16 protein-coding genes and 2 pseudogenes are annotated in these 17119 nt (G+C 65.1%); 12 read left to right on the top strand and 6 right to left on the bottom strand.

All coding sequences use genetic code 11. The features are described 5' to 3' along the window. Positions 1-227: 227 nt before the first annotated feature. The 3 genes and pseudogenes from J2W14_RS13665 to J2W14_RS13670 form a co-directional block, all read right to left on the bottom strand. Entirely contained in the window at positions 228-725 is a 498-nt protein-coding gene (locus tag J2W14_RS13665; RefSeq protein WP_307463329.1) for a tetratricopeptide repeat protein, read from the bottom strand. 87 nt (positions 726-812) lie between these two features. Continuing rightward, positions 813-1261: pseudogene (locus J2W14_RS21240) on the bottom strand (RidA family protein). Continuing rightward, positions 1233-2111 (bottom strand): helix-turn-helix transcriptional regulator, encoded by an 879-nt coding sequence (locus J2W14_RS13670; RefSeq protein ID WP_307463333.1) that lies wholly within the window; start codon positions 2109-2111, stop codon positions 1233-1235. The pseudogene J2W14_RS21240 and the gene J2W14_RS13670 overlap by 29 nt, the downstream one beginning before the upstream one ends. Positions 2112-2253: 142 nt before the next feature. Between J2W14_RS13670 and J2W14_RS13675 the strand changes: the two genes are divergently transcribed. The 5 genes from J2W14_RS13675 (at position 2254) to J2W14_RS13695 (ending at position 6884) form a co-directional block, all read left to right on the top strand. Beyond that, entirely contained in the window at positions 2254-3723 is a 1470-nt protein-coding gene (locus J2W14_RS13675; RefSeq protein ID WP_307463336.1) for an MFS transporter, read from the top strand. A gap of 354 nt (positions 3724-4077) precedes the next feature. Further along, on the top strand, positions 4078-4587 hold the full coding sequence (locus J2W14_RS13680; protein ID WP_307463339.1) for a GNAT family N-acetyltransferase: 510 nt from the start codon (positions 4078-4080) through the stop codon (positions 4585-4587). 119 nt (positions 4588-4706) lie between these two features. After that, positions 4707-5180: a MepB family protein gene (locus J2W14_RS13685; protein WP_307463341.1), complete on the top strand. Its 474-nt coding sequence runs from the start codon at positions 4707-4709 to the stop codon at positions 5178-5180. Between the two features lie 127 nt (positions 5181-5307). Next, complete coding sequence (locus J2W14_RS13690; RefSeq protein ID WP_307463343.1) at positions 5308-5859, top strand: GNAT family N-acetyltransferase; 552 nt, start codon at positions 5308-5310, stop codon at positions 5857-5859. Between the two features lie 203 nt (positions 5860-6062). Then, a complete protein-coding gene (locus tag J2W14_RS13695) occupies positions 6063-6884 on the top strand; it encodes an alpha/beta fold hydrolase (RefSeq protein WP_307463345.1) in 822 nt (273 codons plus the stop codon). A gap of 111 nt (positions 6885-6995) precedes the next feature. Here J2W14_RS13695 and J2W14_RS13700 read toward each other — a convergent pair whose 3' ends face one another. Then, the gene (locus tag J2W14_RS13700; RefSeq protein ID WP_307463347.1) at positions 6996-7340 is read right to left on the bottom strand and encodes a MerR family transcriptional regulator; all 345 of its coding nucleotides are present in this window, start codon (positions 7338-7340) and stop codon (positions 6996-6998) included. A gap of 45 nt (positions 7341-7385) precedes the next feature. Between J2W14_RS13700 and J2W14_RS13705 the strand changes: the two genes are divergently transcribed. The 3 genes and pseudogenes from J2W14_RS13705 (at position 7386) to J2W14_RS13715 (ending at position 9454) form a co-directional block, all read left to right on the top strand. Then, entirely contained in the window at positions 7386-7844 is a 459-nt protein-coding gene (locus J2W14_RS13705) for a VOC family protein (protein ID WP_307463350.1), read from the top strand. A 532-nt stretch (positions 7845-8376) separates the two neighbouring features. Further along, positions 8377-8850 (top strand): annotated as a pseudogene (locus J2W14_RS13710) (Type 1 glutamine amidotransferase-like domain-containing protein); the annotation flags it as partial. Between the two features lie 229 nt (positions 8851-9079). Continuing rightward, complete coding sequence (locus J2W14_RS13715; RefSeq protein ID WP_307463353.1) at positions 9080-9454, top strand: DUF2019 domain-containing protein; 375 nt, start codon at positions 9080-9082, stop codon at positions 9452-9454. Positions 9455-9761: 307 nt separating this feature from the next. Here J2W14_RS13715 and J2W14_RS13720 read toward each other — a convergent pair whose 3' ends face one another. After that, on the bottom strand, positions 9762-11675 hold the full coding sequence (locus J2W14_RS13720) for a propionyl-CoA synthetase (RefSeq protein WP_307463431.1): 1914 nt from the start codon (positions 11673-11675) through the stop codon (positions 9762-9764). A gap of 175 nt (positions 11676-11850) precedes the next feature. Between J2W14_RS13720 and J2W14_RS13725 the strand changes: the two genes are divergently transcribed. The 4 genes from J2W14_RS13725 to J2W14_RS13740 all read left to right on the top strand — a co-directional run bounded on the left by J2W14_RS13725 (position 11851) and on the right by J2W14_RS13740 (position 16149). Further along, a complete protein-coding gene (locus tag J2W14_RS13725; RefSeq protein ID WP_307463356.1) occupies positions 11851-12492 on the top strand; it encodes a GntR family transcriptional regulator in 642 nt (213 codons plus the stop codon). A gap of 29 nt (positions 12493-12521) precedes the next feature. Continuing rightward, positions 12522-14042 (top strand): MmgE/PrpD family protein, encoded by a 1521-nt coding sequence (locus tag J2W14_RS13730; protein WP_307463359.1) that lies wholly within the window; start codon positions 12522-12524, stop codon positions 14040-14042. Then, the gene (gene prpB / locus J2W14_RS13735; RefSeq protein ID WP_307463361.1) at positions 14043-14945 is read left to right on the top strand and encodes a methylisocitrate lyase; all 903 of its coding nucleotides are present in this window, start codon (positions 14043-14045) and stop codon (positions 14943-14945) included. It abuts the gene before it with no gap. Between the two features lie 64 nt (positions 14946-15009). Next, positions 15010-16149 carry a bifunctional 2-methylcitrate synthase/citrate synthase gene (locus J2W14_RS13740; RefSeq protein ID WP_307463362.1) on the top strand — a complete coding sequence of 380 codons (1140 nt, stop codon included), beginning with the start codon at positions 15010-15012 and terminating at the stop codon, positions 16147-16149. 71 nt (positions 16150-16220) lie between these two features. Here the strand turns inward: J2W14_RS13740 and J2W14_RS13745 are convergent, their stop codons facing one another. Then, positions 16221-17096: a hypothetical protein gene (locus tag J2W14_RS13745; RefSeq protein WP_307463363.1), complete on the bottom strand. Its 876-nt coding sequence runs from the start codon at positions 17094-17096 to the stop codon at positions 16221-16223. Positions 17097-17119: the final 23 nt, after the last annotated feature.

Below are 17119 nucleotides of genomic sequence, written 5' to 3' on the forward strand. Positions count from 1 at the left end.
CACACGTCGAAAACGACTATGACGGCTGCATCCGATCATCCGGAGTAAGTCGGAGCGCACCGTCCGATGTTCGATTTCTCGCAGCGGTGTCGTCTTTCCGCCGCCGGGTGGCCAGACCATCAGATGCAATGTCGGCGTTCCAGTCACGGCATCCTTTTCCATAGCCAGAAGTCCATTGGTCGCACTCAGCATCGCCCGAAAGCCGATCCCTGAACGGGCAACATCCGTCAGGGTCTCGTGACGTTGCTCGAAAGTTCTGCTGCGTAGTCGGTGAGGGCCCGCTTATAACCGTCGAGCATGGGGATGAGCGCCAGTAGCGCAATTCTCAACGCGTCCCCATGTCGGCCTTCATCGTGTAGTGCCAGGGCGAGGAAGGCTTGCCGTGCGCCTTCGTCGACGCCGGCGTCAGGCATTGATTCGAGGATTGACACTGCTTCGGCGGAGTCACCGACGTTGCGCAGCGTGCTTGCAAGTTGGATGGATGCGCGTAGCGCGCTTGTGCCCTCAAGTCCTGCTTCAATGGCTCGCCTGTACAGCGGGATCGCTTCATCCTCGAGTCCCAGAGCATCGTGTACCCCACCCAACTCGAACAAGGCCTCTGCGTCGCCGTCTGGACGTTCCAAGAGGAGACTACGCATCCTGGCTATAGAGCCATGCGGATCGTTTTCGTCGAACTCCTGCTCATAGAAGTGGTCGATCTTCTGTTGCCACGCCGCGCCTGTCATTTTGTCAGCTTGTCATGTCGGGTGAGTGGGATCGCCGCCAACCTGTCACGGAACGTAGGCCGAACCTCTTCGGGACGGATTTGACCGTTACCGGTCCTTCCTCTGTTGCGGGAACCGCGAAGTGGTCGAAATGGCATCTATTTGTACTTTCGTGCCGAGCGGGAGCGCTGCTACTTGGAGGGTGGTCCGCGCCGGGAACGGTGCCTGCAAGTGCTTTGCGTCGGCCGTGTTGATTGCCGCAAAGTCCGCGTAATCCGTCAGGTAGATCGTTGTGCGAAGGATGTTGGATAGTCCTGACCGACCTCATGCAGGAGCGTTTCGAGGTTGTTGAGCATGGCGGCGCATTGCTCGGCGACGTCGTCGGACACGAGGGCACCTGTGCGCGGGTCTTGGCCGATAATCCCTGCCGTGCAGCCGCTATCTCCGTGCTGCACGAAGTGCGAGAACGGGGCGGTGGACTGGTGAAGTTGGGGGCTGAAGTGATGACGGATAGCTACCTCAGACTGCCTAATCAAGATCCGCTCCTTCCCGTGCAATGGCCAAGGGTGCCCGCTGCAGGCGGGTCAAGGCTTTGGCTGTTTCGGTGCCTGGTTCTGCTGTGTAGGTGAGGACGCGGTGGCCGGAATCGTCCGGCATGGTCAGGACCTCGAAGCCCAGATCCAAAGTGCCGAGCTGGGGGTGCTTCAGTGTCTTGTGCCCCGACATGCAGTTCTCGACCGGGTGTTCAGCCCACATGCTCGCGAACTCAGGACTTTTCAGGGTCAGTTCCCCGACGAGGGCTGCAAGGTCTGTGTCGTCGGCGAACCGTCCGGAGAGCAGCCGCAGGGACGCCACTGCACGCCCGGCCTCGGTGCGCCACTGCGGGTACAGGGCGCGCGTGGCCTCGTCCAGGAAGAGCATCCGGGTCATGTTCGGGCGCTCCGCCGGTGTGTCCGGGGCGTCGAAGTCCAGGTGGGAAGCGACGAGCCGGTGCCCGGTCTGGTTCCAGGCGAGGACTTCGGTGCGTTTGCCCAGCACTACTGATGGAACCCTGCCCATGGAATCAACGAGGCGCTTTGTTCCAGGCCGGACCTGATCCGGCCTGCTCCGCATGGTTTTGGTTGTGCGGCGCTTGGCGCCAGACAGGTCCACAAGGTGTTTTCTTTCGACTTCGGTCAGGGCCAGTGCCCGGGCGAGGGAATCGATGACGGCGTCAGAGGCGTTGACGTGCTGGCCCTGTTCGAGCCTGGCGTAGTAGGTCACGCTCATTCCGGCCAGCATGGCCACTTCTTCCCGCCGCAGCCCGGGGACACGGCGGGTGCCGTAGTCCATCAGTCCGACGTCTGCCGGGGTTAGCGCGGCCCGTCGTGTGCGCAGGAAGTCGCCCGTGGCTGCTGGTTGGTTCATACCTGTGAGTATTCACGAACTTTCCCGTGGGTGGGTAGTACTGCCAGTGCTACCCACAGCACGGCGTGGCTGTTCCTGCCGGGCACCGGCAGGGTGGAGAGGAAAACCCGCACACACGCAAGTGATTGGATACCCTCCCGCGATGACAACCAACGACACCACGCCTCTCCCCCAGCTCGCCGCACCACCGGAAGACACGGTCCATGAGAGTCCTCTCCGGATGACGGGGCGGCAGCGGCTCATCTTGGTCCTGCTTTTGACCGCGAGTTTCACCCTCGCAGTGGACTTCTCCATCCTGAACGTGGCACTGCCCCGGATTGGGGCCGACGTAGGTTTTTCGCTGGAGCACCTGCAATGGATCGCCACATCCTTCGCGCTGTGCGCGGCAGGGTTCACCCTGTTTTTCGGCCGGGTCGCTGACCTGTTCGGCCGCAAACGGCTCTTCATCGCCGGCATGGCGCTGCTCGGCATCGGATCACTGGTCGGCGGGCTCGCCACCGACCCCGGGCTGCTGCTCGCCGCGCGCGTCGCCCAGGGCCTCGCCACCGCCGCCGTAACCCCGGCCGCGCTGTCGCTGCTCACCACGTCCTTCCCCGAAGGCCCGCTGCGGGACAAAGCACTGGGACTGAACGGGTCCCTGATGGCTGCAGGGTTCACCGCCGGCGCGATCCTCGGCGGGCTCCTGACTGACCTGCTGTCGTGGCGGTGGGCGTTTTTCATCAACATCCCCATCGCCCTCTTCGTCCTGATCCTCGCCCCGAAACTCCTCACCGAGTCCGCGCGCGGAAACAAAACGAAACTCGATGTCCCGGGCGCTGTCACTGTAACCCTGGCGCTGCTGCTGCTCGTCTTCGGTCTGACCACCGCGGGCGAAAAGGGCTGGGCTGAGACATCGGCATGGGGCCCCCTCGCCGCTGGTCTGTTCCTGATGATCGTGTTCTTCTTCATCGAGAAGAACACAGCACACGCGCTGGTGCCCGTGACGATCCTGCGGCGGAACAACATCGCCTGGGGCAACATCGCCGGGATCCTGGCGTTCGCCACCGAAACGTCCTTGGTCTTTGTCCTGACCCTCTACCTCCAACAGGTCCTCGGCTACACAGCACTCGGGGCAGGGCTGGCCTTCGCCGTCCTCGGCATCGGAACGGTCGTAGGCGGGATCATCGCTCCGAAACTAATCGGCAAACTCGGCACCAGGAACACCATCATCACCGGCCTCACCATCCAGGCCGCTGCAACCGGATCCCTGCTCTTCATCAACACTGATCAGGCCTCGCTGGCCATCGTCCTGGTCACCACGTTCGTCGGTGGGGTCGCCAACCTCGCCGCGATCGTCGGGTTCATGGTCACCGCCACCACAGGGCTCCCTGACGCCGAACAAGGCCTCGCTACCGGCCTGACGACCATGAGCCAGCAAATCGGCATCACCATGGGCATCCCCGTCATGAGCACTATCATCGCCGCGTCCCTGCTCCAGCACGGCACCAGCGGCGACCCGGGCCAGGTGCTGGGCGCGGTGCTGCCCGCCATCGGCGTCAACGCAGCCCTATGCCTGGCAGGGGCGCTTCTGGTCGCAGTTTTTCTTCGCCGACCTGCCGCTGCCGGGAACTGATCCTCCCCAATGCGACGTTGCCCGGCTGGCCGGGGACTTCATCCCTGTCCAGCCGAGCACCAGATGCGCGCGCTCGTTGACTCAAGCGGTCGGACGTCCCCGCGATCCTGTTCCCTTGGGGAGCAGGATCTCCACTGATAGCGACATAAGACCACGGCTTCCGAGAACTCATCGGACGGGTCTTATACGGACGATGCTCGAGTTGGACGGCCCAGGGGACCGGGCGGACCCCGACGCATCCGGTGTTGGCTCGAACGTCTGGGGTGGTGCGAGCGGTTGAAGTCGCAGAATGGAGGTTGAGGACTCGGCGCGGGTCGCCGGTTGGACGTGTCGCCCGAAGCCTATAGTGACCAGATGATTGACGCCAGGAACCTCGGCAGCGACCGTCTCAACCTGCCGCCCTTGAGCATCAAACATGGCCCTAATCTGGCCGCCGTCTACGCGGACCCCGACGTTGCTCGCTACGTTGGAGGCGACCGACTCACGCCAGTCGCGATCTCCTTCCAGGTAGCCGCCTTCGCCGCAGAATGGGATCAACGGGGTTACGGTCAGAGCGCCGTCATCGATCGATCCACAGGTGAGTTCTTGGGTCGGATTGGGCTCCACTTCTGGCCGGACTGGGATGAGGTTGAAGTGGGCTACATCCTCGGCCGCGCAGCGCAGGGCAAAGGCGTCGCGTTCGAGGGCGCATCGGCCTGGATCAACTGGGCCCGCACATCATCTGACATAGCTCGGCTCATTGCGAATATTCACCCCAACAACGCACCATCCATCGGTCTTGCACAAAAGCTCGGATTCACCTTTGGTCGGCACGACATCACACCATCCGGATTGCCGACTCTCATCTACGAAATCAGCCTCTAGGGGTTGCCCGCCCCTGAGACTATGCAGCTGGCCGGGCATCTCCCTCAGAACGACGTTTTGTTAGTCGATCGTCAACCAGACAGGATTAGGCCGGATTCTTGAGCGACTAGAGTCTGAGAGTGAATTTCCACGCATTCAAGCGCTTCATCGACCTTGCGCATGCTTCTGCCGTTGCACAGCCTGTCATCCAGGTTGAAGAACAGAACAGCGACTACGAATCTGGGGTCGCGCGCGTCGGGACGGAGCAGTGGCGAATCCGCACCGCCCGGATCACATCGGCGAAGCCCGGCGCCTTCGTCGCGGTCTGGAAGCGCGGCGAAAGTGGATCGACCAGGCCGTTCACGGCTGACGAGTCGATGTCTGGACTGCTCGTCGTCGTAGAGGAGCTGGAACGGTTCGGGGTCTTCCAATTCACCGCGGCGCACCTGATCTCGCTCGGATACGTCAGCTCCGATCTGCATCCCGGCAAGCGCGGTTTCCGCGTCTATCCCGCATGGTGCACCGACCTGAATTCTCAAGCGTCACGTACTCAACGCGCGCAGGGGGCTGCGTTCTCCGAGCTTTCTCCGAGTGCGTTTGCGGGCCGTAGCTGAAAACGGTTTCAACAGCGCCCGTTAGCCGGTCCTTCACCCAAAACGGGCCGACAGTGAAGAAACCCAGCCTTTCCGGCATCGAGTGAATCTCAGACTCCGGGACTACGACCATGAGGATAATCGATGTATGACTGAGCACCTACCGTCCTGGCCGACTACGCCCCCGACCTACGGTTCAGTCGTCTTGCGCGAGTTTACCGACGACGACGTACATCTCGCCTTGGAGCTGGGGGACGATTCTTACATCCCACTCATCGGCAGCCTTCCCGGACTCCCCACGCCACAGCAGGCTATGGAGTGGATCTACCGACAGCGCGGCCGGTTAGCCGAAGGAAAAGGCCTGTCATTCGTCATCGCCGATGCCGAGTCCGACAACGCCGTCGGTGCCATCGGACTGTGGCTTCAGAACATGTCCGCCGGCCGCGCAACGATCGGCTACTCGGTTGCCCCCGAGCACCGTGGTCGCGGGATCGCCAGCAGCGCGTTGAAGGCACTGACCGCGTTCGCTTGGACCATCCCGGCTCTGCACCGGATCGAGCTGTACATCGAGCCGTGGAACAGCAACTCACGTCGTGTTGCCGAGGCGTCTGGTTTCCAGCGGGAGGGCCTCCTCCGCAGCCACCAGGAGATTGGTGACACCCGGCGCGACATGCTGCTCTACGCGACAACGCGACCCTGACCGCATCTAGCCTGTTGGAGTGTCGCAGAAGGGTCCCCTCACATGGCAGACGCGCTGGTCCGTGCAAGCCAATCTTTCACTAGCGCGGCAGTAAGGTCCGGACGTTCGAGATGAGCGTTATGGCCAGCGGCTCCCGGCCTTCCACTTCCAGGACCGAAAGCCGACCGATAAGGGGACTCGCATGCGGGCGATACGGTCAGGGGATGGACGCGCACATGGACTCTACCCGAAGCTTCGTTGTAGACGTTGGACCGGAAGATCGGATTCACTGCATCGACACCGGCGGCGACGGACTGCCCGTCGTGATCCTGCACGGGCTGGCGGGCAGCTCCCGGGAGTTTTTCGCCACGGCTGGGGCCTTGCCCGAATTCCGAACGGTTCTGGTTGACCTTCGCGGACATGGACAGAGCACACGTACTCCCAGCGATCTCTCCCGCGAGGCTTTCGTGGCCGACGTCGTACAAGTGATCGAAACGGCGGTGGGCGGACCTGTCGCCCTGGTGGGCCAGTCGATGGGCGGGCATACGGCGATGCTCGTTGCCGCTGCACGGCCTGATCTTGTCTCAAAGCTGGTGCTGCTTGAATCCAATGCCGGCGGAGGCACCTCTGCCGAATACGAGGTCTTGGGCGATTTCTTCCGGTCCTGGCCCGTGCCGTTTCCGGACCGCGAGGCCGCCCGCGCGCACCTGGGTGACGACCCACTACCGCGGGCCTGGGTGGCCGACTTGGAAGAAAGGGCCGACGGCCTGTGGCCGCGGTTCGACGCTGACGTAATGGTCAAGACGATGAACAACGTCGTCGTCCCTCGCTGGGCAGAGTGGGAGGGCGTGAATGCCCCGGCTCTTGTGGTGTATGGCGAAAAGGGAATGTTCTCCGCGGAGGAGAAGAGCGCGTTCGTGGTGCGCGGACGGAACGTCCAGCGCGTGGACCTCGCGGGAGCATCGCATGATGGACACCTGGATGCCTTCGATGAATGGGCCGCGGTACTGCGCGCATTTCTCGCGGGCATCCAGAGCTGCCCGTAAGACGGTCCTATTTGGGAACCCTGGCCGACGCAAACTGCTTCCGGCAGGCTGGGATGAATTCTCCCAAATACGGACGGAGCGAACCGCCGCCGTACATCGGAAAAAGGATGCCTAGTCGATTTTGATCTCGCTGATGATCCGGTCAAGGGCAGTCTGGGTCGCCTTAAGGTTAGCGATCGTACCTGAGATCCGGTCTCGTTCCTCGAGCAAGCGGGTCCCCAGCTTCGGGGTTCTCACTCCGGGATCACTCATGCACGGCAGTAAATCGACCATTGTCGCACTGCATATGCCGGCGGCGAAGAGCTCCTGAATCAGGCCAACACGGGCGGGCGCTTCCGTGTCGTACACTCTCTGCCCTGATCCGGTGCGGTCCGCGCTCAGCAGACCCTGCTCCTCGTAGTAACGCAGCGATCGCACGCTCACCCCTGTGGCCGCCGATAGTTCTCCGATGCGCATTTATGCCTTGCCTCTCACATTGGTATCAGGTCCTAGGGTACGAGCATGACCACAGAGAACAGAACCACAGCCCCCGTGCGCCAGCTGCGCCTCATCGTCGAAGCCGAAGACTACGAGGCCGCCGTGACGTTCTACCGCGACGTACTCGGTCTCACCGAACAAGCTGCGTTCGAGGGTGACGGCGATGCCAGAGTCACTATCCTCGATGCCGGCCGGGCCACCCTGGAACTCTCCAACCCCGCCCAAATCCGCATGATTGACGACGTCGAAGCCGACGGCCAACGGAGCGCAAAAATCCGCATCGCCTTTGAAGTAGACGACTCCGCGACAGCCACAAAGGATTTGATCGCCGCCGGCGCCACCCTCATCGCCGAACCACGCGAAACACCATGGAAGTCCTTGAACTCCAGGCTGACCGGGCCGGACGGGATGCAGGTCACGCTGTTCCAGGAACTGGAAGAGATCCAGACCCGCAGCACCCGCCCAGGTTTCAAACGCCCCTGAGGCTGAAGCGGCGGGCAACAAGGCCCGGGACGGTCCGCGCCGCATCGGCAAAGCAAGACCCCCGAGTAGCGGCCCGGGCGTCCCGTGCCGCTGCCTTACCCCTATCGAGAGGAGAATTTCAGTGCTGCACGCGACAACTGCTGACCGTGATGCTTCCGGCGACGGCGAGGTCATTTCCGAGGACCATCAGTTCGGCTACTCGATACACGAGCTTTGCGTATCCAAGACTGAAGGCGAACGACTGCTGGAAGCCGAGGAGGGAACTTCCCCTCTACTGCGTCGGCGGCCGCGGTTGGGCTTCCTTTCCTGGAGCAAACGCCCGGTACGCCCTGGAACCCGGGACCGTCTTCGCGGTCACCGCACCCAGGTCTGGGATCGTCATCAACGCCGTCGAAGACCTCACGATGTTACGGGTGGATCATTCACGCCAACGCTGAGAGAGGCCACGGCGGTCAGAAGCGCACCACCTCGTTGCTGCTCTTGGAATTGAGGACGCCGGGGCCTACTTGCCGCCGAGCACGACTCCCGTCACTTGTCGGGCCTGGGCTGGGCGTCGCTCGGCGTTCTCGAGCTCACCGCGCTGCCCACCATCGGCGCAGAGCGATGGGTCCCCTGGCATCGGGAAGCCGACGTGCTCCTAGTCGACGGCGGCGACGCGACGTACCTGTCCCATTGGATGCGGGAGTCCGGGCTGGCCGAGCTGCTGCCGTCACTTCCCGACACGGTGTGGGTGGGAGTGAGTGCCGGAAGCATGGTGATGACGCCCCGGATCGGGGAATACTTCGTCGAGTGGCCGTCCGCTCCGGACGATCGCACCCTGGGGGTGGTGGACTTTTCGATCTTCCCGCACCTGGACGCTTTCCCGGGCAACACTCTGGCCCACGCAGAGCGGTGGGCCGCCGATATACGCGTCCCTGCCTACGCCATCGACGAACAGACAGCTATCAAGGTCGCCGACGGCTCCGTCGAGGTGGTTTCCGAAGGACAATGGAAGAAGTTCGGGTGATAGGTGCCCAGCCTTTGGGACGTCGCATGGCTCTTGTGCACAGCAGGAACAGGGATTGTCCGCAGCGAAAACGGGCAGGTTGGGACTGCCCCCGAACTTGTTGACTCCTTCACCTAAGGCCGCAGCCCGGCAATGGATCGGCGATTGGCATGCCCGGTGCGAAAATTCGTGGGCCCGGAGTAGTCGGCCGCGCCGATTAAAGGGCTGTTCTATGTGGGAGGGTTACGGCGTGAATCCTGACGACCTCAGCAAGTGGACCGACGCGTACCTTGTCGAGTTGGTGGCCATGGACTCGATCTCGTTGGCAAGCGACGCGCGTGCGAGACGATGGAACACGCATGTCGATCGGATGCAGCGTGCCCAGCTCGAACTGAGAAAGACTGCCGATGGGCGCGCGGCAATTAGGACGATGATGTCCCACCCCGTGCCGACCGTGGCCCGGTGGTCCGCAAGTCATTGTCTGTTCTGGGCTGAATCCGAAGCCCGGGCTTATCTGCAGGCTCTAGCAAGCTCGGGCGGCGTCGGGTCCTTCGAAGCGAAGATGGTGCTGCGTGAATTCAACGCCGGCCGCCTCCGGATGGGCTGGGAACCCAAGAGCAGATGATCGTGGCCTGCCATATTTGTTCGTCCGTTGCGGCATGTTGATATCGGATGAAATCCTGCTGACTGTCCCGCACGGGTTCCCCATACGGACATTTTGTGAGTGGTGCAGACGAGTGTGGACATTCGGTGCAGACGACTTCGGAAACTGACACTGCCCCTACCGGGGGGCCGGGGGAACTGCGACAGCCGGAAGATAACCCGTCACTCAATGCAGACTTTCGCCGCTGACGCCCGGCCCCGGCAGCGGAATCACGCCGTCGGAGCCGACGGAGGATCCAAAAGCCTGCTCAGCGTGACACCTAACACCGCTATTCCGCAGCTACTCCCCCCGCGGCCGCGGGCCGGAGCGTTCCGATGAGCTGGTCGATCACGCCGGCGTCCTCGATCGTGGAGGGCACCACATAGTCCTCGCCGTCGGCGATCTGGCGCATGGTCTTGCGAAGGATCTTGCCGGAGCGGGTCTTGGGGAGGGCTTCCACCACGGTGACGTGCTTGAAGTCGGCAACGGCGCCGATGTCGCGCCGGACCAGCGCGATGAGGTCCTTGACCAGGATCTCCTCGGGCACGTCGACCCCTGATTTGAGCACCACGTAGCCGCTGGGGCGCTGGCCCTTCAACGGGTCGGCGAGTCCGATCACGGCGCATTCGGCGACGGCCGGGTGCTGGCCGATGACCTGTTCCATGGCGCCAGTGGACAGGCGGTGGCCGGCCACGTTGATGATGTCGTCGGTGCGGCCCATCACGAAGAGGTAGCCGTCCTCATCCCGGTAGCCGGAGTCGCCGGTGGCGTAGTAGCCCTCGAACGCCTGCAGGTACGAGGAGATGTAGCGTTCGTCGTTGCCCCAGAGCGTCGTCAGCGTGCCCGGCGGCAGCGGAAGCGCCAGGACGATGTTGCCCTCCGTCCCCGCCTCGACGTCCGTCCCCGCTCCGTCGACGATGTTCAGCTTGAAGCCCGGCATCGGCACACTGGGCGAGCCTGCCTTGATCGGCAGGCCGTCGAGCCCGCGCGGGTTGGCGCAGATGGCCCAGCCGGTCTCCGTCTGCCACCAGTGGTCCACGACCGGGACGCCCAGGACCCGGGAGGCCCAGTGGAACGTGTCGGTGTCGAGCCGTTCACCGGCGGCAAACAGGGTGCGCAGGCTGGAAATGTCGTACCCGCCGAGCAGGCTGGCCTCGGGGTCGGCCTTCCGGATGGCGCGCAGGGCGGTGGGCGCGGTGAACAGCACGTTGACCTTGTGGTCCTGGATGACGCGCCAGAACGCCCCGGCGTCGGGGGTCCCGACGGGCTTGCCTTCGTAGAGAACGGTCGTGGCGCCGGCCAGCAGCGGGCCGTAGACGATGTAGGAGTGCCCCACCACCCAGCCGACGTCGGATGCCGTCCACATCACGTCGCCTGGTCCGATGTCGTAGATGTTCTTCAAGGTCCAGCTGAGCGCAACGGCGTGGCCGCCGTTGTCCCGCACGACGCCCTTGGGGGCGCCGGTGGTTCCGGAGGTGTAGAGGATGTAGAGCGGGTCGGTGGCCTTGACGTCAACCGGTGCGGCGGGCGCGGCGGAGGCCATCTCGGTGTCCCAGTCCAGCCAGCCGGCGTGGTCGGCCGCCGAGGAGGCGAAGCCGTCGCGCGCCTTCACCAGGACGGGGGTGTCCGGCACCCCGGCCAGGCCGAGGGCTTCCCTGACGGCGGGGAGGTATTCGATCCGGCGCGAGGGTTCGATGCCGCCGGAGGCCGTGACCACCGCGGCAGGGGCGGCGTCGCGGATGCGGGCGGCGAGTTCCTTGGGGGCGAAGCCGCCGAAGACGACGGAGTGCACGGCGCCGAGCCGGGCGGTGGCGAGCATCGCGATGGCCGCCTCGGGGATCATCGGCATGTAGATCACAACACGGTCGCCTTTGCCCACGCCCTGGCTGCGCAGAACCCCGGCGAACCGGGCGACGAGGTCCGTGAGTTCCGCGTAGCTGAAGCGCTGCTGTGTGCCGAGCATGGCGGAGTCATAGATCAGGGCGTCCTGGCCGCCCCTCCCCTCCTCCACGTGGCGGTCCAGCGCGTTGTAGGACGTGTTGAGCACACCATCGGGGAACCAGTCGTACAGCGGCTTCCGGCTGGAATCGAGGGCACGCTGCGGTGGAGTGGTCCACGAGATCTTTGCTGCGGCGTCCAGCCAGAATGCTTCGGGCGTATCCAGGCTGCGTGCGTAGCTGTCCCGGTAATTCTTGCTAACCATGAAAATGAGTCCCGTCCACGACGATGTGATGGTGCTCATGGTAGCCCCGTCCGGGCGCACGGCACAAGGCGTATGTATACAAAGCTGCCAGTACCGAACCCAATTCACGTCAAATGCTGGGCAAAAGGAACATCCGTGTATACACTGGACATCGTCAGCCAACGAAGGAGTCAGGATGCGCGCCAGCGACAAGGCCTATGCGGCCCTGCGCGACGACATCATCGAGTGGCGCCTGGCGCCGGGGACGGTACTCGCCGAAGTGGAGCAGTCCGAGCGGCTCGGCATCTCCCGCACCCCGCTGCGGGAGGCCCTGAGCCGGCTCACCGCGGAGGGCCTGACGACGACGGCGGGCGGCCGCGGCGTCGTCGTCACCGACATCTCGCTGGAGGACATCGACGAGCTCTTCGAGCTGCGCGAAACCCTCGAGGGCAAGGCAGCGGCGCTGGCCGCCGAACGCGGCGACGCCGCCACCTTCGAACAGCTCCGCAACGAACTGTGCCAGGCCCCCTCGCTGATCAGCGCCGGGGACCCGGCCCGGCACGACTACTACGGCCTGGTCGGACGCCTGGACACCGCCATCGACGCCGCGATCCACAACTCCTACCTCGCCCAGGCGATGCGCAGCCTGCGCGTCCACCTGGTCCGGGTCCGCCGGCTGGCGGCCGACGACGCCGAACGGCTCACCGCGGCTGCCGCCGAACATGCCGCCATCGCCGAGGCGATCGCCGCCGGCAACCCCCGGCTGGCGGAGGCCGCAACCACACTCCACCTGCACCGCAGCCTTTCCCACGTCAAAGCCACGCATACACCTCAATAGCACGCATCCACCGCACTAAAAGGAGCACCATGGTCAAGGAACACCACGTCCGCGTTTACAAGAGCGAGGAAAACCTGCCCCGCGAGGACCAGCTCGCCTTCAAGATAGCCCAGGTGGCTGCCGATCCCGTCGCCGTCTCCGCCGAGGTCACCGACATGGTGATCAACCGGGTGATCGACAACGCCTCGGTGGCGGTTGCCTCGCTGAACCGCGCCCCGATCGTCGCGGCCCGCGCGCAGGCCCTGACCCACGGCCCCACCACCGGCGGCAAGGGCTCGAAGGTCTTCGGCATCGAAGAGCGGGTGGCCCCCGAGTGGGCTGCCTGGGCCAACGGCGTGGCCGTCCGTGAGCTCGATTACCACGACACCTTCCTCGCCGCGGACTACTCCCACCCGGGCGACAACATTCCCCCGATTCTCGCCGTCGCCCAGCACGTGGGCTCCAGCGGCCAGGACCTGATCCGCGGCATCGCCACCGGCTACGAGATCCAGGTCAACCTGGTCAAGGCAATCTGCCTGCACAAGCACAAGATCGACCATGTCGCGCACCTCGGCCCCTCCGCCGCCGCCGGCATCGGCACTCTGCTGGGCCTCGACGTCGAGACCATCTTCCAGTCCATCGGCCAGGCTCTGCACACGACCACCGCCACCCGGCAGTCCCGCAAGGGCGAGATCTCCACCTGGAAGGCGCACGCCCCCGCGTTTGCCGGCAAGATGGCCGTCGAGTCCGCGGACCGGGCCATGCGCGGCCAGACCTCCCCGGTGCCGATCTACGAAGGCGAGGACGGCGTCATCGCCTGGATGCTGGACGGCCCCGACGCCTCCTACACCGTGCCGCTGCCGACCCCGGGCGAAACCAAGCGCGCCATCATGGACACCTACACCAAGGAGCACTCGGCCGAGTACCAGGCCCAGGCGTGGATCGACCTGGCGCGCAAGCTCCACGGCGGGCACCCGGAGGTCACGGACCCGGCCAACGTAGAGTCCGTGCTGATCAAGACCAGCCACCACACGCACTACGTGATCGGCTCCGGCGCCAACGATCCGCAGAAGTACAGCCCCACCGCCAGCCGCGAAACGCTGGACCACTCCATCCCGTACATCTTCACCGTCGCCCTGCAGGACGGCGCCTGGCACCACGTCGATTCCTACGCCCCGGAGCGCGCCACGCGCCCGGACACCGTGGAACTGTGGCACAAGGTCACCACCGTCGAGGACCCGGAATGGACCCGCCGCTACCACTCCCTGGACATCGCGGAGAAGGCCTTCGGCGGGACCGTTGTCATCACGCTCAAGGACGGCACGGTCATCACCGACGAGATCGCCGTTGCCGACGCCCACCCGCTGGGTGCCCGGCCGTTCGCGCGGGAGCAGTACGTGAACAAGTTCCGCACCCTCGCCGCGGGCCTCGTCGCCGAAGCGGAAATCGAGCGCTTCCTGGCGGCCGCCGCCCGCCTGCCCGAGCTGGCTGCCGGTGAGCTGGACGAGCTCAACATCCAGGCCGCCGACGGCGTGATCGACCTGGCCGCCGCACCGAAGGGACTCTTCTAAATGCTGTACTCGAAGGTCACCCCGGAGCAGAAGCGGGTCCGCTTCCGGGAGCTCCTGGCCTCCGGGACGATCCAGCAGTTCCCGGGAGCGTTCAACCCGCTCTCGGCCCGGCTGATCGAGGAAAAGGGCTTCGCCGGGGTCTACATCTCCGGCGCCGTCCTGGCCAATGACCTGGGCCTGCCCGACATCGGGCTGACCACGCTCACCGAGGTGGCGACCCGCGCCGGGCAGATTGCCCGGATGACGGATCTGCCCAGCATCGTCGACGCCGACACCGGCTTCGGCGAGCCGATGAACGTGGCCCGCTCGGTCCAGGAGCTCGAAAACGCCGGCCTCGCCGGCCTCCACATCGAGGACCAGTTCAACCCGAAGCGCTGCGGCCACCTCGACGGCAAGAACGTGGTGGACCTGGACACGGCCACCAAGCGCATCCGCGCGGCGGCCGATGCCCGGCGTGACCCGAACTTCCTGATCATGGCGCGGACCGACATCCGTGCCACGGACGGCCTGCAGGCAACGCAGGACCGCGCCAGGGCGCTCGTGGAGGCCGGGGCGGACGCCATCTTCCCGGAGGCCATGAAGGACCTCAGCGAGTTCCAGGCGATCCGTGACGCCGTCGACGTGCCGATCCTGGCCAACATGACCGAGTTCGGCCAGAGCGCCCTGTTCACGGTGGAGCAGCTCGCCGGCGTCGGCGTCAACATGATCATCTATCCGGTGACCCTGCTCCGTAGTGCCATGGGCGCTGCGGAGCGTACGCTGGAATCGATCAAGGCTGACGGTACCCAGGAGGCCCAGGTCGGGAACATGCTGACCCGGGCGCGTTTGTATGACCTCGTGGACTACGAGGCGTACAACAGCTTCGATACCGGGGTCTTCAATTTCCAGATCCCGGGTCAGTAAGCCCCCGCATCGGACTTCCGGCTCCGGCCGGTTCAACAGGCGACAGGAACAAAGGAGTTTCAGCATGGCTGAACAAGAGATCAAAAAGGGCCTCGCCGGCGTCGTGGTGGATTACACCGCGGTGTCCAAGGTGAACCCGGACACCAATTCACTGCTGTACCGCGGCTACCCCGTGCAGGAACTGGCCGCCAAGTGCAGCTTCGAGGAAGTCGCCTACCTGCTCTGGAACGGCGAACTGCCGGACCCGGAGCAGCTGGCGGAGTTCACGGCCCGGGAACGCGCCGGCCGCGCGCTGGACCCTGTGGTCAAGCAGGTCATCGACGCGCTGCCGACCACCTCGCATCCTATGGACGTCTGCCGCACGGCGGCCTCCGTGATGGGTGCCCGGCACCCGCTCGCCGAGGACTCCTCCCGCGAGGCGAACATGGCCAAGGCGGTGGACCTGTTCGCCGCGATGCCGGCGGTGGTGTCCTACGACCAGCGCCGCCGGCACGGCCAGGAGGCCGTGGAGCCCCGCGACGACCTGGGTTACTCCGCCAACTTCCTCTGGATGGCCTTCGGCGAGGAGCCGGTCCAGGAAGTCGTCGAGGCCTTCAACGTCTCGATGATCCTGTACGCCGAGCACTCTTTCAACGCCTCGACGTTCACCGCCCGGGTGATCACCTCGACGCTCTCGGACCTGCATTCGGCCGTGACCGGGGCGATCGGCGCGCTGAAGGGCCCGCTGCACGGCGGCGCCAACGAGGCCGTCATGCACACCTTCGACGAGATCGGCATCCGTCCGGAGGAGTCCCTGGAGGATGCCCACACCCGGGCCAAGGTGTGGATGGAGGACGCCCTGGCGCACAAAAAGAAGGTCATGGGCTTCGGGCACCGCGTGTACAAGCACGGCGACTCCCGGGTGCCCACGATGAAGGCGGCCCTGGACAAGATGATCGCGTACTACGGCCGGCCTGAACTGCTGGGGCTGTACAACGGGCTGGAGTCGGCGATGGACGAGGCCAAGGCCATCAAGCCCAACCTCGATTACCCGGCCGGTCCCACGTACCACCTGATGGGTTTCGACACCCCGACCTTCACTCCGCTGTTCGTCGCCAGCCGCATCACCGGCTGGACCGCGCACATCATGGAGCAGCTGGACTCGAATTCCCTGATCCGCCCGCTGAGCGAATACAACGGCGTCGAGGAACGGCACCTGGCCTAGTCCGGGTTCCTGCAGCACGCACGACGGCGGGCCGGTCACCTCGGGGAGGTGGCCGGCCCGTTTGTCGTTGGCTAGTCCTTGATTTCCAGGCTGAGGATCATGGCCTTGAGCTTCCGGTACGCCGGGGTCAGCATGTGGTCCTTGGCTTCGGCCATGGAGTTGAAGATGGGGTCATCGTGCGCCGGACTCTGGGCCGCCCGGTCCGCAAAGGACAGCGTGCCCTGGGGCGCACCTGCGACGAAGGAGTACATCAGGCAGCTGTCCTTCAGCTGTCCGCTCACGTTGTCGACCAGTCCGATTTGGTAGTCGAAGGCTCCGCCGTCGGCCCGCATATCGAGGACGCGGTAGGAAAACCGCACCCCGTCTGCCGCGGCCCACTGGCTGTCCACGACGGCGGCCGTGTCCAGCTCCGTCATGGGATAGGGACCCGGGCCGCACGCGCCGCCCACCCCGCCGCCGGCACCGTGGTAGAGCTCCGCCGCCTGCATCCGGGCCTCGTTAAAGACGATGATGCGGGTTCCCTGGCTGTCGCCGGACCCGATGGTGGACTCCTCCGCCGTCCAGCCCTCGGGCAGCTCGAAGGAGGCCCCGGCCGAGGCGCTGACGTAGCGCCCGGCCGTGGGCGCGGCGGCGGTTCCCTCCGTTGCCGGGGGCGTTGCCTGCGCGCTCGGCTGGGAGCCTGGACCCGCCGATGGCGCACGGCCCGGTTCCGTCGCCAGGGACGGAGAAGCGGTCGGGGCCGCCACGGCCCCGGCCGGTCCTGCCGGCTCCGGCGCGGAGGCCAGATTGCCGGCCACGAGCACACCAGCCGTGGCCGCGGCCGCGGCAGTGGCCAGGATCGCCACCACCCAGGGCCAGCGGCGGCGCGGGGCAGCCTCAGCGAAGGAATCCGCCCTCATTCGGTCGTCGCTGAAGACCCTGCCCGTGGTGTCCTTGGTCGGTGCCATGTCCATCCCCCTGTGTTTGTCCT

Source organism: Pseudarthrobacter oxydans (genome assembly GCF_030812335.1).
Lineage (GTDB): Bacteria > Actinomycetota > Actinomycetes > Actinomycetales > Micrococcaceae > Arthrobacter > Arthrobacter oxydans_B.

What these genes read in the sequence shown, in the direction of transcription:
- J2W14_RS13700 (WP_307463347.1), bottom strand. Translation starts at nt 7,340, where the DNA reads ATGCGCATCGGAGAACTATCGGCGGCCACAGGGGTGAGCGTGCGATCG.
- J2W14_RS13665 (WP_307463329.1), bottom strand. Translation starts at nt 725, where the DNA reads ATGACAGGCGCGGCGTGGCAACAGAAGATCGACCACTTCTATGAGCAG.
- J2W14_RS13740 (WP_307463362.1), top strand. Translation starts at nt 15,010, where the DNA reads ATGGCTGAACAAGAGATCAAAAAGGGCCTCGCCGGCGTCGTGGTGGAT.
- J2W14_RS13690 (WP_307463343.1), top strand. Translation starts at nt 5,308, where the DNA reads ATGACTGAGCACCTACCGTCCTGGCCGACTACGCCCCCGACCTACGGT.
- J2W14_RS13725 (WP_307463356.1), top strand. Translation starts at nt 11,851, where the DNA reads ATGCGCGCCAGCGACAAGGCCTATGCGGCCCTGCGCGACGACATCATC.
- J2W14_RS13670 (WP_307463333.1), bottom strand. Translation starts at nt 2,111, where the DNA reads ATGAACCAACCAGCAGCCACGGGCGACTTCCTGCGCACACGACGGGCC.
- J2W14_RS13745 (WP_307463363.1), bottom strand. Translation starts at nt 17,096, where the DNA reads ATGGCACCGACCAAGGACACCACGGGCAGGGTCTTCAGCGACGACCGA.
- J2W14_RS13730 (WP_307463359.1), top strand. Translation starts at nt 12,522, where the DNA reads ATGGTCAAGGAACACCACGTCCGCGTTTACAAGAGCGAGGAAAACCTG.
- prpB (WP_307463361.1), top strand. Translation starts at nt 14,043, where the DNA reads ATGCTGTACTCGAAGGTCACCCCGGAGCAGAAGCGGGTCCGCTTCCGG.
- J2W14_RS13680 (WP_307463339.1), top strand. Translation starts at nt 4,078, where the DNA reads ATGATTGACGCCAGGAACCTCGGCAGCGACCGTCTCAACCTGCCGCCC.
- J2W14_RS13675 (WP_307463336.1), top strand. Translation starts at nt 2,254, where the DNA reads ATGACAACCAACGACACCACGCCTCTCCCCCAGCTCGCCGCACCACCG.
- J2W14_RS13705 (WP_307463350.1), top strand. Translation starts at nt 7,386, where the DNA reads ATGACCACAGAGAACAGAACCACAGCCCCCGTGCGCCAGCTGCGCCTC.
- J2W14_RS13695 (WP_307463345.1), top strand. Translation starts at nt 6,063, where the DNA reads ATGGACGCGCACATGGACTCTACCCGAAGCTTCGTTGTAGACGTTGGA.
- J2W14_RS13720 (WP_307463431.1), bottom strand. Translation starts at nt 11,675, where the DNA reads ATGGTTAGCAAGAATTACCGGGACAGCTACGCACGCAGCCTGGATACG.